The sequence below is a fragment of the Streptomyces sp. NPDC048484 genome (assembly GCF_040651415.1).
In the GTDB taxonomy this organism is placed as follows: domain Bacteria; phylum Actinomycetota; class Actinomycetes; order Streptomycetales; family Streptomycetaceae; genus Streptomyces.
Map to the genome: position 1 here is coordinate 1 of NZ_JBEZJY010000078.1, position 13,074 is coordinate 13,074.

At 71.8% G+C, this 13,074-nt stretch carries 12 protein-coding genes; 7 read left to right on the forward strand and 5 right to left on the reverse strand.

What is annotated here, in order from left to right; translation table 11 throughout:
* Window positions 1-196 precede the first annotated feature (196 nt).
* The 5 genes from AB0D14_RS42050 to AB0D14_RS42070 are packed head-to-tail and all read right to left on the reverse strand — an operon-like array spanning window position 197 to window position 4,142.
* The gene (locus AB0D14_RS42050) at window positions 197-1,291 is read right to left on the reverse strand and encodes a serine hydrolase domain-containing protein (protein WP_362789940.1); all 1,095 of its coding nucleotides are present in this window, start codon (window positions 1,289-1,291) and stop codon (window positions 197-199) included.
* Window positions 1,288-2,208: a hypothetical protein gene (locus AB0D14_RS42055; protein ID WP_362789942.1), complete on the reverse strand. Its 921-nt coding sequence runs from the start codon at window positions 2,206-2,208 to the stop codon at window positions 1,288-1,290. Before AB0D14_RS42055 ends, AB0D14_RS42050 begins: the two co-directional genes overlap by 4 nt.
* Entirely contained in the window at window positions 2,205-3,215 is a 1,011-nt protein-coding gene (locus tag AB0D14_RS42060) for a hypothetical protein (protein WP_362789945.1), read from the reverse strand. The genes AB0D14_RS42055 and AB0D14_RS42060 overlap by 4 nt, the downstream gene beginning before the upstream one ends.
* Entirely contained in the window at window positions 3,215-3,940 is a 726-nt protein-coding gene (locus tag AB0D14_RS42065) for a hypothetical protein (protein ID WP_362789948.1), read from the reverse strand. Before AB0D14_RS42065 ends, AB0D14_RS42060 begins: the two co-directional genes overlap by 1 nt.
* A 13-nt stretch (window positions 3,941-3,953) precedes the next feature.
* Window positions 3,954-4,142 carry a hypothetical protein gene (locus AB0D14_RS42070; RefSeq protein WP_362789951.1) on the reverse strand — a complete coding sequence of 63 codons (189 nt, stop codon included), beginning with the start codon at window positions 4,140-4,142 and terminating at the stop codon, window positions 3,954-3,956.
* Window positions 4,143-4,610: 468 nt separating this feature from the next.
* Here AB0D14_RS42070 and AB0D14_RS42075 point away from each other — a divergent pair, with 468 nt between their 5' ends.
* The 7 genes from AB0D14_RS42075 to AB0D14_RS42105 all read left to right on the forward strand — a co-directional run bounded on the left by AB0D14_RS42075 (window position 4,611) and on the right by AB0D14_RS42105 (window position 13,068).
* On the forward strand, window positions 4,611-5,633 hold the full coding sequence (locus tag AB0D14_RS42075; protein WP_362789953.1) for a hypothetical protein: 1,023 nt from the start codon (window positions 4,611-4,613) through the stop codon (window positions 5,631-5,633).
* Window positions 5,634-6,164: 531 nt separating this feature from the next.
* Entirely contained in the window at window positions 6,165-6,719 is a 555-nt protein-coding gene (locus tag AB0D14_RS42080; RefSeq protein WP_362790000.1) for a 2Fe-2S iron-sulfur cluster-binding protein, read from the forward strand.
* On the forward strand, window positions 6,716-7,708 hold the full coding sequence (locus tag AB0D14_RS42085) for a xanthine dehydrogenase family protein subunit M (protein WP_362789956.1): 993 nt from the start codon (window positions 6,716-6,718) through the stop codon (window positions 7,706-7,708). The genes AB0D14_RS42080 and AB0D14_RS42085 overlap by 4 nt, the downstream gene beginning before the upstream one ends.
* A gap of 99 nt (window positions 7,709-7,807) precedes the next feature.
* Window positions 7,808-9,946, forward strand: coding sequence for a xanthine dehydrogenase family protein molybdopterin-binding subunit (locus AB0D14_RS42090; protein ID WP_362789959.1), 2,139 nt, complete (start codon window positions 7,808-7,810; stop codon window positions 9,944-9,946).
* Window positions 9,947-9,981: 35 nt separating this feature from the next.
* Window positions 9,982-10,881 (forward strand): helix-turn-helix transcriptional regulator, encoded by a 900-nt coding sequence (locus AB0D14_RS42095; protein WP_362789961.1) that lies wholly within the window; start codon window positions 9,982-9,984, stop codon window positions 10,879-10,881.
* 233 nt (window positions 10,882-11,114) lie between these two features.
* On the forward strand, window positions 11,115-12,086 hold the full coding sequence (locus tag AB0D14_RS42100) for a hypothetical protein (protein WP_362789964.1): 972 nt from the start codon (window positions 11,115-11,117) through the stop codon (window positions 12,084-12,086).
* A gap of 130 nt (window positions 12,087-12,216) precedes the next feature.
* Window positions 12,217-13,068 carry an MBL fold metallo-hydrolase gene (locus tag AB0D14_RS42105; protein WP_362790002.1) on the forward strand — a complete coding sequence of 284 codons (852 nt, stop codon included), beginning with the start codon at window positions 12,217-12,219 and terminating at the stop codon, window positions 13,066-13,068.
* Window positions 13,069-13,074 lie beyond the last annotated feature (6 nt).

The window sequence follows — 13,074 nt, forward strand, 5'->3', positions numbered from 1 at the left end:
CCGCCCCCCGGCGGGTTGGGGGCCGCGGCTTTGCCCCCGTCGGGGCCCCGGTGTGTGCGCCGTGGGGGCCCGCCGGGGGGGGGCCCCCCCCCCCGGCCCGGGCCCCCGCCCCGCGGCATGGGCCTGCCCATGCTCCGGCCCGGCCCGGCCCGTAGTGCCTCACGCCTCACTCGGTAGGGCCTCACTCGATAGGGCCTCAGGCCTCGGCGAGCAGCGCGTACGCCGTCGCCACGAAGGTGTCGCGGGCGCGGAAGCGGCGGGTGCACACGGCGGCCAGCGCCGTTCCGGTGTCGGGCCTGAATCCCAGGAAGGCCTGCTGACCGAGTGTGGCCCCGCAGTGGAAGTACAGGGGGCCGTGTCCGCTGGGGTGCTGGAACCAGCCCACCGTGTGTACATGCCGGTGCCCCAGGCCGCGCCGGAGGACCGGGCGGCGTACCGCCCGAAGCGCCCCGGCCAGGGGCCTGCCCGACGGGTCCAGATGGGCTTCGAGGAACGTCAGCAGGTCGTGGGGGGTGGCCCGGACGGCGCCGGCGGCTCGGAACCCGCCAACGGTCAGCGCGGGCGTGGGCGTCGAGCCGTCCTTACGGTGTCCGGTGGCGTCGGTGTCCGGCCCGGCGGGCCGAAGGGCGGTGCCGCTCAGGTGGAGGGGCCGCAGCACCTGACCGGTGAGCAGGTCGTCCCAGGGTGTCGCCGTGGCGGCGGCCAGGGCATGACCGAGGACGGCGACACCGAAGTTGGAATAGTGCCAGCGGCTACCGGGCCGTCGGTGCCGGCGACGGCGCAGAAAGGCGTCGATCACCCGCTGGTCCGGATATCCGGCGTAGGGATTGGTCCGCCATGTGGGAAGGGCACGCACGAAGAAGTCGGCGGGCAGGGCGGGAAGTCCGGACGTGTGGGTGATCAGGTGCGCGAGCGTGACCGGGGCCCGGCCGGCCGGTCGGGCCGGGTCCAGGCAGACAGCGGCCGGTTCGCCCGCGGACAGGGTGCCCGCCTGCGTCAGGTGGGCCAGGAGCAGTCCGGTGAAGGTTTTGGAGGCCGAGCCGATCTCGTAGCGCAACTGCTCGCGGGGTACGGGCGGGACCGGTCCGGTGCCGCCGGAGCGCACCGTGCGGTGCCCGTCCCTGGAGAGGGCGAGGACGACATCGGGCGCGTCCACGGCGCTGACGGCGTCGTCGAGCCGTTGCCGCGCCGTCTCGCCGTCCGGATGCGGCCCCGCCAGCAGGCGGCCGGGCGGGAGTTGACCGGTGACGCCGAGCGGATCGCCCGGCCAGGGTTCGGGGCGCGGCGTCATGCCGGTGCGTGCGCCAGCTGCGTCAGGGCGCGGGACGTGGCCAGTACGGAGGCGAAGGCGGCGACCAGCGTCGGGTGGTAGATGAGGTCGAACAGTTCGGCGGGGTCGCCCTCAGGCATCGTGCGCACGGCGGGCATCGCCCCGTCGGCCTGCTGGGCGGCGGCGAACCCCTCCCAGGCCCGCTCGTCCAGCGTGGGGCGCGGCAGACAGGCGTCGACGACGAGCAGTTCGCCGAGCAGATCCCACCGCTGCAGGTCGAGCCAGTCGTCCAGCCAGGCCGGCAGCCAGGTGGCGAGATAGCCGGCGAGAGGGGCTGGTACGCCGTCGGGGTTCTCTCCCCAGTCGGTGAGGTGGAAGACGGTGTGCGTGATGTCGTAGGCGATGTGTCCTTCCACGGTCCAGGGCTCGGGGGTGCGGCCGAGCCAGGTGCTGCCGACGACCTCGGACTCCGGCGGCCTGGGCGGCAGCCCGGAACGGCGTTGGAACGCGGACAGCCCGAGGCGGCGCGTCGGCGGCAGCTCGAAGGCGGCGAAGCTCTCCAGCCGCTGGTTGAGCTGGAATGCCTGCTCGATCTCGGGGTGGCTGTAGCCCAGCTCCTTGAACGGGAGGTAGACCTCGAAGGGAATGGGGGAGAGGGGCTCGATGCGCTGACCGCGAACCAGCATCCGGCCGCCGTCCAGCGTGTGACGCCAGGCGTGGTCGAGCAACTGCCGTGCCAGTTGTGCCTGTCGGGAGCCGGCCACCCCTTCGCGGAACAACACCTTGCAGATGATGGCCAGTTCACCGACCGGTTTGAAGCGCTCCAGGAAGCCCACTTCCGGGTCGACGTCCTGCTCCAGGCGAAACCCGTCGCGGTGGGCGTGCAGCCACTCCAGGGCGCCGGTCCCGACCGTGTGGATGAGGCGGGTGCTGGTCATCTCGACACTCCTTGCTCATCCTGCCGTCCGCCTCGCCCCGGTCGCGCCGCGTGCTCGAAGGCGGGTATCTCCCGCGTCACCACGCGGTCATCGGTGCTCTCGCGCAGACGGTCGGTGGCGGTGGTGAGCACGGCGGCGAAGGCCGTCATCAGAGTCGAGTGGTAGCAGCCGGTGAAGTCGTGCGCGGGCGAGTGGCCGTCGTGTCCGGCGCCGACCTCCGGGACGGCGCCGGACACGTCCTGTGCCCGTGCGAGTTTCGACCAGGCATCCTGCAACAGCGCACGATCGGGCGGGCCCGGCAGGCTGCCGGCCACCGCCAGCAGCTCGCAGCTCAGATCCCACTGCTCGTCCTCCAGGCAGGTGTCGAGCCAGGGCGGCAGCCACTGCCGGAGATAGCCCGCCACCCGCGGGGGAACGCCCTGCGGAGACAGGCCCCAGTCGGTGAGGTGGAAGATCACATGGGTGAGCGTGTAGCCGGCGGCCCGTTCGAACGTCCATGGCTCCGGCAGACCGCCCAGCCAGGTGCGTCGCAGTGCCCGCGGCATGTCGTCGTGTTGCGGGATGCCGCCGCGGCGCTCGGAGTTGAGCACACTGAGACGCCGGTTGGGCTCCTGTTCCGTCACCTGCCAGCCACGGGTCCGGGCCACCGTCGCGGTGGCCCTCTCGTAGTCGGCGTGACGCAGCCCTGCCGACGCGAACGCCGCGTAGATCTCCAGCGGGTATGTCGCGAAGGGTTCGAGGCGCTGCAACTCCAGGAAGAGGGAGCCTTGTTCGGTCTGCTGCCAGGCGAAGGCCAGCAGATCGGAAGCGGTCTCGTGGAGCGGGTCGGCCGGGTCGGTGTGCCGACGGACACTGACGCAGACCTGCGCCAGTTCACCGAGGGGCTTCCAGGTGAAGTTCACGTTGGCGTGCTCGGCGAGTGCGTCGTCGGCGAGCGCGAACTCGCCGCGGTGGGCGGACACCCAGCCGAGCGCGGCCGCGCCGAGCCCTTGGACGTCGCGCGCCATCACACCCGTACTCCTCTCACCCGTACTCCGGCCCGCATCAGTTGCGCCGCCTCGATCTGCAGCGCCACGCGTGGATCGTCGCGGCCCATCTGGGCCACGAACTCAAGTCCGGCCTCCAGGCCGAGCGTCTCCGGGACGTCGTCGAGGAGGACCAGCCAGCGTCCCGCTCCCGCTGCCTGGAGCCAGTCGCGGCGGCGGACCGCACGGACGAACCCCCGGGCGACGTCGACGGGGCGGCCGCGGGCCACGCGGGCCACCGCGCAGTCCCCGGCGGGAACCGCGAGCGGGGCCAGTACGGCGAGTTGATGGGTCAGCGACTGCCACGGGGCGTCAACGAGCCAGGCCGCCTGGGGCTCCGTGTCGTGGCCCGGCATGCCGTCGAAGGACGCGTCGAGTGCCAGCAGTGTCCGCGTCATGGCCCAGTGGCTCCACACCGAGGTGGGAGAGGCGTTCGCGGGAGGCGGGTAGGCGTGCACGGCCCTGCTGAACACGGCGAGGTCGTCGGGTTCGGGAGGGGTGTGGCGCAGGACGTTCGGCAGAGCGGCATCGGCTCCCACCACACGTACGGCGGCGAGAGCGAGGCCGTCGGCCGCCTCGGGTCCGTCGGCTTCGGTGACACCGGCGGCCAGCCGGAACCGGCCCCCGCTCCGAAGAGCGGAGACCAGTTCCGACGTGAGGCCCTGCACCGCGCCCGCGAGACGGGTCGAAGTGCCTGACTGCTCCATGTGTCTTCTCCCGTCAACCCTTCTTCGGCCGCGGGGTCGGAGGCGACAGCAGCAGTGATGTCGACCCGGACGTCAGGGCCAGCGCCGCGCACTCGCGGCTGTCGCGGTAGGAGCCGTCGGCCTCGGTCGGGTCGAGGGCTGCTTCGATGTCCACGCCCTGGACCTCGGTGAGTTCGTCGGACAGAAACTCGGTGGAAGACATACCACCATCCCCTTTACGAGAGAAGTGTTCTTCTCCGCTACGAGTGACCCCTTTGCGGAGTCTTATTCATAAAGGTTCTATATGTCTGGTTCGTGCGGTCTTCAATCTTCTCGCGGTGAGTAGTTGAACCACCGACTGTTGAGGGAGCACCGCTCATCGCCGCTCAGGAAACGTCGGCCACCGAGAAGGCCCCGGGGCCGCTGATCCCGTACAGCACGCCGCCCACCAGCAGCGGTGGCTGCGAACTCGGCGTCAGCTCCACGAAGGAGCGGCCCTCCATGTCGAAGGACAGCGTGCGGCCCGGCCGCGTCGCCTCGTCGGTGTTCGAAGCGCCGGTTGCCGGATTCCGGCAGCAACCACCGCTTCACAGGGCGCACTTCACCCATTTTATTTCGACTGTCGCAACAGAAGACTGTCCTGGTGACTCCCGTACAGACTGAAGTACCGCGTTCGAGAAACCGTGGGCAGGTGATCGGTATCGCCGCCGTCGCCGCGGTGTGCACGCTGGTGGCGGCGTGGCTGCTGCTGGTCAGCACACCTGCCGCGGTCGGCGAAGGAAGTGCCTTCAAGACCGCGGCCCGCTGCGCCTCGGACCACGACCCGTCCGGTGACTGCCTGCGGACCGTCGGCGCGCGCGTCGACCACACCGAACGTGTAAACGGACGTAAGACGGCCTCGTACCGGCTGTATCTCGTCGAGGCGGACGGGACCACCGGCCGCACCACACTCGGAGGCAGCCCGTCCGAGCCACCGGTCGCCTCCCCGGGAACGAAAATCGAGGTCACGCACTGGCGAGGGCAGATCCGGTACGTCGACTTCGACACCGGGCGCAAGTACACGCACGCGGACCCACGGGACGACTACAAGATCGTCGCCGCAGTGGGCCTCGCGCTCGGCCTCTACGGCACGGGCTTCCTCTGGGGCTGGCTCTGGCTGGCACTGCACTCCCGGGTGACGAAGAGGGCGCGGCCGTGGCAGATCGGCCTGCCCCTGATGGCCGGGATCTGCCTGACCCCTGTCGGCGCAGTCGCTCCGTGGGCCACCGACGACATGGGGGCGGCGCTCCGCCTTGTCGGACTGGCCACCGCGGCCGTGGCGGCCGCCTGTGCGGTGGCCGCGGTGTTCCTGTGGCGCCGCAGGCGCGGCGACGAGACCATCGCCGTGACGCCGTCCGTACCCACGGAGGAGCAGCACTTCGCGGGCCAGATCCTGGGCGAGGTCCCCTACGCGGAGCGCGGCACCCACCTGCTGGCCGCCGACGGCTATCTGGCGGCGACACCGGGCCACCCGGGCACGGCCTTCCGCCGGGTGGTGCCGCGCACCCTGACCCCGCTCCGCGTCCGCCATCCGTACTGGGCGGACCCGTCCCCCCAGGCGTACGAAGGCCGGGCCTGGGTCCTGGAGTGCGAGGACGACGGCGTACCGGTTCTGATCGTCACCCACCGGAAGCACATGCCGTGGGTGGTGGGGGCCCTGACGCCGCGGCCGTGAGCCTTCCGGGCCGTCGGCGACCTCGCCTGCATGGACGGCCTGATCGGGTGGTCGCCGACCGCGGCCGTATCGCCATCTGAGGTACCGCCACCTGAGGTACGGCCACTTGCGGTACAGCCGTCGGAGCGGAATTCGATGGCTCGCCCGTCCGTCGCCGGCGCACGGCCGGCCGGGGCGTCGGCCGTGGCACGGGCGCGCGAAGCGGCGGCCGCCCCTTCCGTACACGTCCCGACGAGTGCCGGGCGCCCGCCGAGCCGCGCCCGCCCGGCGCGCGGGAACGCGGGGCGGGCCGCAGCCTGGATGTGTGAGCTGCGTGGTTCGGAGTGCCGTCGGAAGGTCATGAACAGCATGAGCAGCCGGAAAGACACCACCGCGGGCGCGGGCGACGGGGCCGGTCGGCCCGGTCGCCCGGACCGACCGGGTCGCCCCGAGAGCGGAAGCAACGCCACGCCGGGGCAACCCCCGGACTCGGCCGGGCACTCCGCGTCGGAGCGCGGCGCTCCTGGGTCGCCCGATCGTCACCACTCCGAGGTGACGCTGCGCGTCAACGGCAAGCCGCACACGCTCACCGTCGACCACCGCTCCGTCCTGCTGGACGTGCTGCGCGAGCAGTTGCAACTCACCGGCGCCAAGAAGGGCTGCGACCACGGGCAGTGCGGTGCCTGCACGGTCCTGGTGGACGGCCGTCGAGTCAACGGCTGTCTGCTGCCCGCGGTGGCCCTCGACGGCTGCGACATCACGACGGTGGAGGGACTCGCCGGCGCTGCTGGAGAAGAACTCGCCGACGGTGCCGGAGAAGGACCCGCCGGCGTTGCCGGCGAAGACCTGCACCCGCTGCAGCGGTCCTTCCTGGATCGCGACGCCTTCCAGTGCGGCTACTGCACGCCGGGACAGCTCTGCAGCGCCGTCGGCGCCATGGCGGAGGCCGAGGCCGGTCACCCCTCCCACGTGACGGACCCCGAGGTACCGTCCGGGCAGCCTGTCCCGCTCGGACCGGACGAGATCCGCGAGCGGCTCAGCGGCAACCTCTGCCGTTGCGGCGCCTATCCGAACATCGTGCGGGCCGTCGAGGACGTGATCCGGTGAAGCCCTTCGCATACGAGCGTGCCCGCAGCGTCGAGGAGGCCGCCGAGCTGTACGCGGCGCACCCCGGTGCCCGCTACCTGGGCGGCGGCACCAACCTCGTCGACCTGATGAAACTCGGAGTGGAGGAGCCGGCCGCCCTCGTCGACGTCAGCCGGCTGCCCCTCGACACGGTGGACGAGCTGCCCGACGGGTCGGTACGGATCGGGGCCACGGTCCGTAACAGCGACCTCGCCGCCCACCCCACCGTGCGCGACCGCTATCCGGCGCTCTCCCAGGCACTCCTGGCCGGAGCTTCCGGACAGCTCCGCAACGCGGCCACCACCGGTGGCAACCTCCTCCAGCGCACCCGCTGCCCGTACTTCCAGGACACCGGCAAACCCTGCAACAAGCGTGCCCCCGGCTCCGGCTGCGGCGCCAGGGACGGCGTACACCGCGACCACGCGGTGCTCGGGCACTCCCCGCAGTGCATCGCCACCCATCCCTCGGACATGGCCGTGGCGCTGGCAGCGCTGGACGCGGGCGTCGAGCTGTACGGGGCCGACGGCCCGCGGACCGTTCCCGTCGCCGAGTTCCACCGGCTGCCCGGCGACCGACCGGAGCAGGACACCGAGATCCGCCCCGGTGAGCTGATCACCGGTGTGATCCTGCCGGCAGCCCCGGCCGGGCTGCCCTCGCTCTACCGCAAGGCCCGCGACCGGGCCTCGTACGCCTTCGCCCTCGCCTCCGTCGCCGCGGTGCTCGCAGTGGAGGGCGGCGTCGTCCGGCAGGCCGGCATCGCCTTCGGGGGGCTGGCCCACCGCCCTTGGCGGGCACGGCACGCGGAAAAGGCACTGCTGGGCGCCGCACCCACGACGGCGGCCTTCGAGCGGGCCGCGGACCTTGAACTCGCCGCCGCGGAACCGCTGCGGGACAACGCCTTCAAGGTCCGGCTGGCCCGCAATCTCACAGTCGACGTCCTCGAACGGCTCGCGCCGCCCACCAGCGCCTGAACCCAGGACACGCAGAACTCGCCGAGTACGCCAAACGGACGCAGGGCCTGAACACAGGGCCTGAACACACACCATACGCACACCATCAGGAGGAGCAGGATGGCCGACACCGGCACCACGCTGGGCGCGCCCGCCGAGCGCCGGGAGGGCCGGGACAAGGTCACCGGCAGTGCGCGTTACGCCGCCGAACAGACCGACCCCAGCCGGGTCCATGCCTGGCCGGTGGCCGCCGGGATCGCCCGTGGGACGGTCCATACCGTCGACACCGGCGCCGCCCTGGCCCTGCCCGGGGTCCTCACGGTGCTCAGCCACGAGAACGCGCCCCGGCTGGCCCCCGCGGACGACCCCACGCTGGCGCTCCTGCAGAACCCGCGCGTGCCGCATCACGGCTGGTTCGTCGCCCTGGTCGTCGCCGAGACCCTGGAGGCGGCCCGCGCCGGCGCCGCCGCGGTCCGGGTCGAGTACGACGTCGAGGAACACGACGTGACCCTGACCGACGACCACCCGGAGGCCTACGTACCCGAAGAGGTCAACGGCGGGTTCCCCGCCCGTCGCGAACAGGGTGACCCCGAGGAGGCGTTCGCGGCCGCGGAAGTGCGCGTCGACAGCCGTTACCGGGTCCCGCCGCTGCACAACCACCCCATGGAGCCGCACGCGGCCACCGCCCGCTGGCACGACGGCAGGCTCGTCGTGCACGACTCCAGCCAGGGCGCCACGACCGTACGCGCCACACTCGCGTCGCTGTTCCGGCTCTCCGAGGACGACATCACCGTCATCAGCGAACACGTCGGCGGCGGGTTCGGGTCCAAGGGCACCCCGCGCCCCCACGTGGTGCTCGCCGTGATGGCGGCACGGGAGACCGGCCGTCCCGTCACGGTCGCACTGCCCCGGCGTTTCATGGCCGCGGTCGTCGGCCACCGCGCGTCCACCCTGCACCGGCTCCGCCTGGGCGCCACCGCGGACGGGACCCTCACCTCGTCCCTCCACGAAGTCACCACCTACACCTCCCGCATCAAGGAGTTCGTGGAGCAGGCCGCCGTACCCAGCCGGATCATGTACGCGGCACCTCACCGGCTCAGCTCCCACCTGGTGGTCCCGCTGGACATGCCCAGCCCGTCCTGGATGCGCGCACCCGGCGAGGCACCGGGCATGTACGTCCTGGAGTCGGGCATGGACGAACTCGCCTTCGAGGCGGGCCTGGACCCCGTGGAACTGCGCATCACCAACGAGCCGGACGCCGAACCCGACAGCGGCAAGCCGTTCAGCAGCCGCCATCTGGCCGAGTGCCTGCGCGAGGGCGCCCGGCTCTTCGACTGGGCACAACGCAACCCCCGCCCCCGCTCCCACCCCGAGGGACCACTCCTCGTCGGTACGGGAGTGGCCTCCGCCACCTATCCGGTGATGGTCGGTCCGGCGCAAGCGGCGGCTCACGCGCTGCCCGACGGCCGCTTCGTCGTCCGGATCAACGCCACGGACATCGGCACCGGCGCCCGCACCGTCCTCGCCCAGATCGCCGCCGACACCCTCGGCGTCCCCCTGGACCGCGTACGCGCCGAAGTGGGCAACAGCGACCTGCCGTCGGCCCCGCTGGCCGGCGGATCGTCCGGTACGGCGTCCTGGGGCTGGGCGGTCCACGAGGCGTGTACGCGGCTGACCGCGCGGCTGGCCGAGCACACCGGGCCACTGCCGGACGAAGGGTTCCAGGCGGACGCCGACACGGCGGGCAGCGCCGATGCCGACAGCCCGTACGCCCGGCACGCCTTCGGTGCCCACTTCGCCGAGGTCACCGTCGACACGGTGAGCGGAGAGGTCCGCGTACGGCGCCTGCTGGGCGTGTACGCCGCCGGACGCATCCTCAACGCCCGCACCGCACGTTCCCAGTTCATCGGCGGCATGACCATGGGCCTGGGCATGGCGCTCACCGAGGGCAGCACCGTGGACGCCGCGTCCGGTGACTTCGTGGAGTCCGACCTGGCCGCCTATCACGTCCCGGCGCACGCCGACGTCCCCGACGTGCAGGCGCACTGGATCGACGAGGAGGACCCCCACCTCAACCCGATGGGCAGCAAGGGCATCGGCGAGATCGGCATCGTCGGCACGGCGGCCGCCATCGGCAACGCCGTCCACCACGCCACGGGCGTCCGCTACCGCGAACTGCCCCTGACCCCGGACCGGGTGCTGACGGGGTTGGCGGGCGGGGCGAGCCAGACCCTGCGGATCCCTACCCCAACGGGGTGAGGCGCCGACCGGCGGCAGTACGCATACTCGGTGTCATGAACAAGCACGGGCACCTCGCCGAGTTCCTCCAGGCACGCCGGAGCCAACTACGGCCCGAAGACGTGGGGTTGCAGACCTACGGCGAGCGGCGCCGCGTACCGGGGCTGCGGCGGGAGGAGCTCGCGATGCTCGCAGGCATCAGCGCGCCCTACTACAGCCGCCTGGAACAGGGTCAGTCACGCAACGCCTCACCCGAGGTGCTCGACGCCGTGGCGAGCGCCCTGCGACTGGACGAGTCGGAGCGTGCCCATCTGCACACCCTGGCCCAGGCGCCGAGACGCGGCAGGCGCGGCGGGCGTACACCCGCCGAACGCGTCACCCCGGCGACGAGTGCCCTGCTGGCAGCCGTCGAGGGCACACCCGCCCTCGCCATCGGCCGCTGCACCGACGTCCTGGCCTGGAACCGGCCAGGGCACGCACTGTTCGCGGGCCACCTCGATCCGGACGCCCCCGACGACCCGGGCCGACGGCCGCACATGGCCAGGCTGGTGTTCCTGGACGCGCACACCCGCGACCTGTACGTCGACTGGCCCGCCAAGGCCAGAGCCGTGGTGGGCAATCTGCGGCTGACGGCCGGCCGGCACCCGGACGATCCACAGCTGGCCGCGCTGATCGGTGAACTGACCATGCGCAGCCGGGAGTTCGCCACGATGTGGGCCGACCACCGGGTGCTGTCCTGCGATGTCGCCGACTACGAGATGCGCCACCCCCTGGTCGGGACGCTGACCGTCACCCAGCAGACACTGCAGAGCCCGCAAGGAAGCGGACCGTCCTTGGTGGTGGCCACCGCCGATCCCGGTTCCCCCTCCGCCGCAGCCCTGGCCCTGCTGGCCCACGCCACCGCACCACGGGAAGCGGCCCGGCCGCACCACGGCTCCGCGACCCGCACCACCTGACCCGAGCTCCTCCGCTGACCGAGGGCACCCGGCGTGTACGCAACCGCCGCGGTGCCCCACCCCGCGCTGCCCCACCCTGTGCTGCCCTACCCCGCGCTGCCCCGTGCCGTGCGCGTCGCTTCCACGCCGCCGGCCGGCCGCACCCTCGCGACCTCTCTCCGAGGCGCCCCCTCGACCACGGCGCCGCACCGCGGCTGCCCTATGCCCGTATGCCCGAATGCAGAGAAGGAACCATGTCAAAGCGACGTATCAACACCATCATGGCGGCCGTCGCGGTGGCCGCCGCCCTCGCAACGGCAGTACCGGCCGCCGCGACACCCTCCGCGGAGCCGCTGACCGATGTGCGGGTCGCCGCCCACTTCGACCTGTCCTCGGGACAACTGCCGGAGAACATCACCCTGTTGCCCGACGGCAGCGCGGCCGTCACCTTCGCCGCGAGCCGTCAGGTGGCCCAGGTGACTCCTCGGGGCGCGACGCACGTCTTGGCGACGCTGCCCGCACCCGCCGACGGCGGAGTCCACACGCCCGCCCTCGGCTTCCCCCTGGCCACCGGCATCGTCCACACCTCGGACGGCACCGTGTACGTGCTGTACGCGACCGGCACCGCCGATCTGACAGGGCTGTGGCGGCTGCGCCCCGGACAGGAACCGCGGCGTATCGCCGCACTGCCCGCGGACGGCCTGCCCAACGGGTTGGCACTGGACGAACGCGGCAAGCGGCTCTACATCACCGACTCGGTGCTCGGCACGGTGTGGACCGTCCCCGTCACCGGTGGCACCCCCGCCGCATGGTCCACCGCCCCCGAACTCGCCCCGGCCGGCTTCCTCGGAGCCAACGGAGCGAAAGTGCACGACGGCGCGCTCTGGGTGACCAACCTCGACCAGGGCACCCTCCTGCGCATTCCGATCCGGCCGGGCAACCGCGCGGGCGCACCACAGATCAAGGCCTCGGGTCTGACCGGCATCGACGACTTCGCCTTCACCGGCCGAGGCGACGACGTCCTCGCGGCGCTCAATGGCCCCAACACGGTCGTGCACATCCGGTCCGACGGCACCCGGACCACCACCGTCCTGGACGCCGCCGACGGACTGCAGAACCCCACGTCCGTCGCGCTGCGCGGCAAGGAGGTGTACGTGCTCAGCGCCGCCTACACCACGGCCACCGACCCCAATCTGCTGCGCGCACGCCTCCGCGGCCACCTGTGAGCCCGGCCACCCCATCACCGAACGACCAGCCATCGAACGATCAGCCAACTAACGATCAGCCATAGAACAAGGAGTACGTATCGTGAGTGACATTGCTTTCGGCGACGTCGAAGTGACCCGGGTCGAGGAGATGCACGGACCGGTCGGCATGACCCCGGGAGAATTCTTTCCCGGCTCGCCGAAGCAGGACTGGGACGAGCACCGGCCCGTACTCGTCCCGGACTTCCTCAATGACGAGACCGGGATCGTCGAGGTCGCCGTGCAGACATGGGTGCTGCGCAGCGAGGGCAGGACCATCCTGATCGACACCGGGGTCGGCAACCACAAGGAACGCCCCTACGTGCCGTCCTGGGGCCACCTGGAACTGGACTTCCTCGGCAACCTGGAGCGGGCCGGCGTGCGTCCCGACGACGTCGACCTGGTGGTCAACACCCACCTTCACGTCGACCACGTCGGTTGGAACACTCGCTTGGAGGGCCAGTCCTGGATACCGACCTTCCGCAACGCCACGTACCTGATGCCCAGGGCCGACTTCGAGTTCTGGAATCCGGCCAACAACCCGAAGATCGCCGGCGGAGTCAACCAGAACGTCTTCGAGGACAGCGTGGCGCCGGTACACGCCGCCGGCCAGGTCCAGTTGTGGGAGTCGAGCCACCGCATCGACGCCAACCTGAGTCTGCAGGCGGCACCCGGCCACACGCCGGGTTCGAGTGTGGTGATGCTGGACTCCGGCTCCGAGCGCGCTGTCTTCGTCGGCGACCTGTTGCACTCGCCCTTCCAGGTCATGCAACCGGAGCACAACAGCTGCTTCTGCGAGGACGCGCACGGCGCCCGCGAGACCCGGCAGCGGATTCTCGGCTGGGCAGCTGACGCCAACGCCCTTGTCCTGCCTGCCCACTTCGCGGGACACGGCGCGCTGGAAGTGGAACGCAGCGCAGGCTCGTTCGGCATCAAGCGATGGGCCCCGTTCGGCCGACTCTGACCGATC

Excerpts from the sequence above, each read along its gene's own strand:
- AB0D14_RS42050 (WP_362789940.1), bottom strand. The coding sequence starts at position 1,291 with ATGACGCCGCGCCCCGAACCCTGGCCGGGCGATCCGCTCGGCGTCACC.
- AB0D14_RS42055 (WP_362789942.1), bottom strand. The coding sequence starts at position 2,208 with ATGACCAGCACCCGCCTCATCCACACGGTCGGGACCGGCGCCCTGGAG.
- AB0D14_RS42060 (WP_362789945.1), bottom strand. The coding sequence starts at position 3,215 with ATGGCGCGCGACGTCCAAGGGCTCGGCGCGGCCGCGCTCGGCTGGGTG.
- AB0D14_RS42065 (WP_362789948.1), bottom strand. The coding sequence starts at position 3,940 with ATGGAGCAGTCAGGCACTTCGACCCGTCTCGCGGGCGCGGTGCAGGGC.
- AB0D14_RS42070 (WP_362789951.1), bottom strand. The coding sequence starts at position 4,142 with ATGTCTTCCACCGAGTTTCTGTCCGACGAACTCACCGAGGTCCAGGGC.
- AB0D14_RS42090 (WP_362789959.1), top strand. The coding sequence starts at position 7,808 with ATGGCCGACACCGGCACCACGCTGGGCGCGCCCGCCGAGCGCCGGGAG.
- AB0D14_RS42095 (WP_362789961.1), top strand. The coding sequence starts at position 9,982 with ATGAACAAGCACGGGCACCTCGCCGAGTTCCTCCAGGCACGCCGGAGC.
- AB0D14_RS42100 (WP_362789964.1), top strand. The coding sequence starts at position 11,115 with ATGTCAAAGCGACGTATCAACACCATCATGGCGGCCGTCGCGGTGGCC.
- AB0D14_RS42105 (WP_362790002.1), top strand. The coding sequence starts at position 12,217 with ATGCACGGACCGGTCGGCATGACCCCGGGAGAATTCTTTCCCGGCTCG.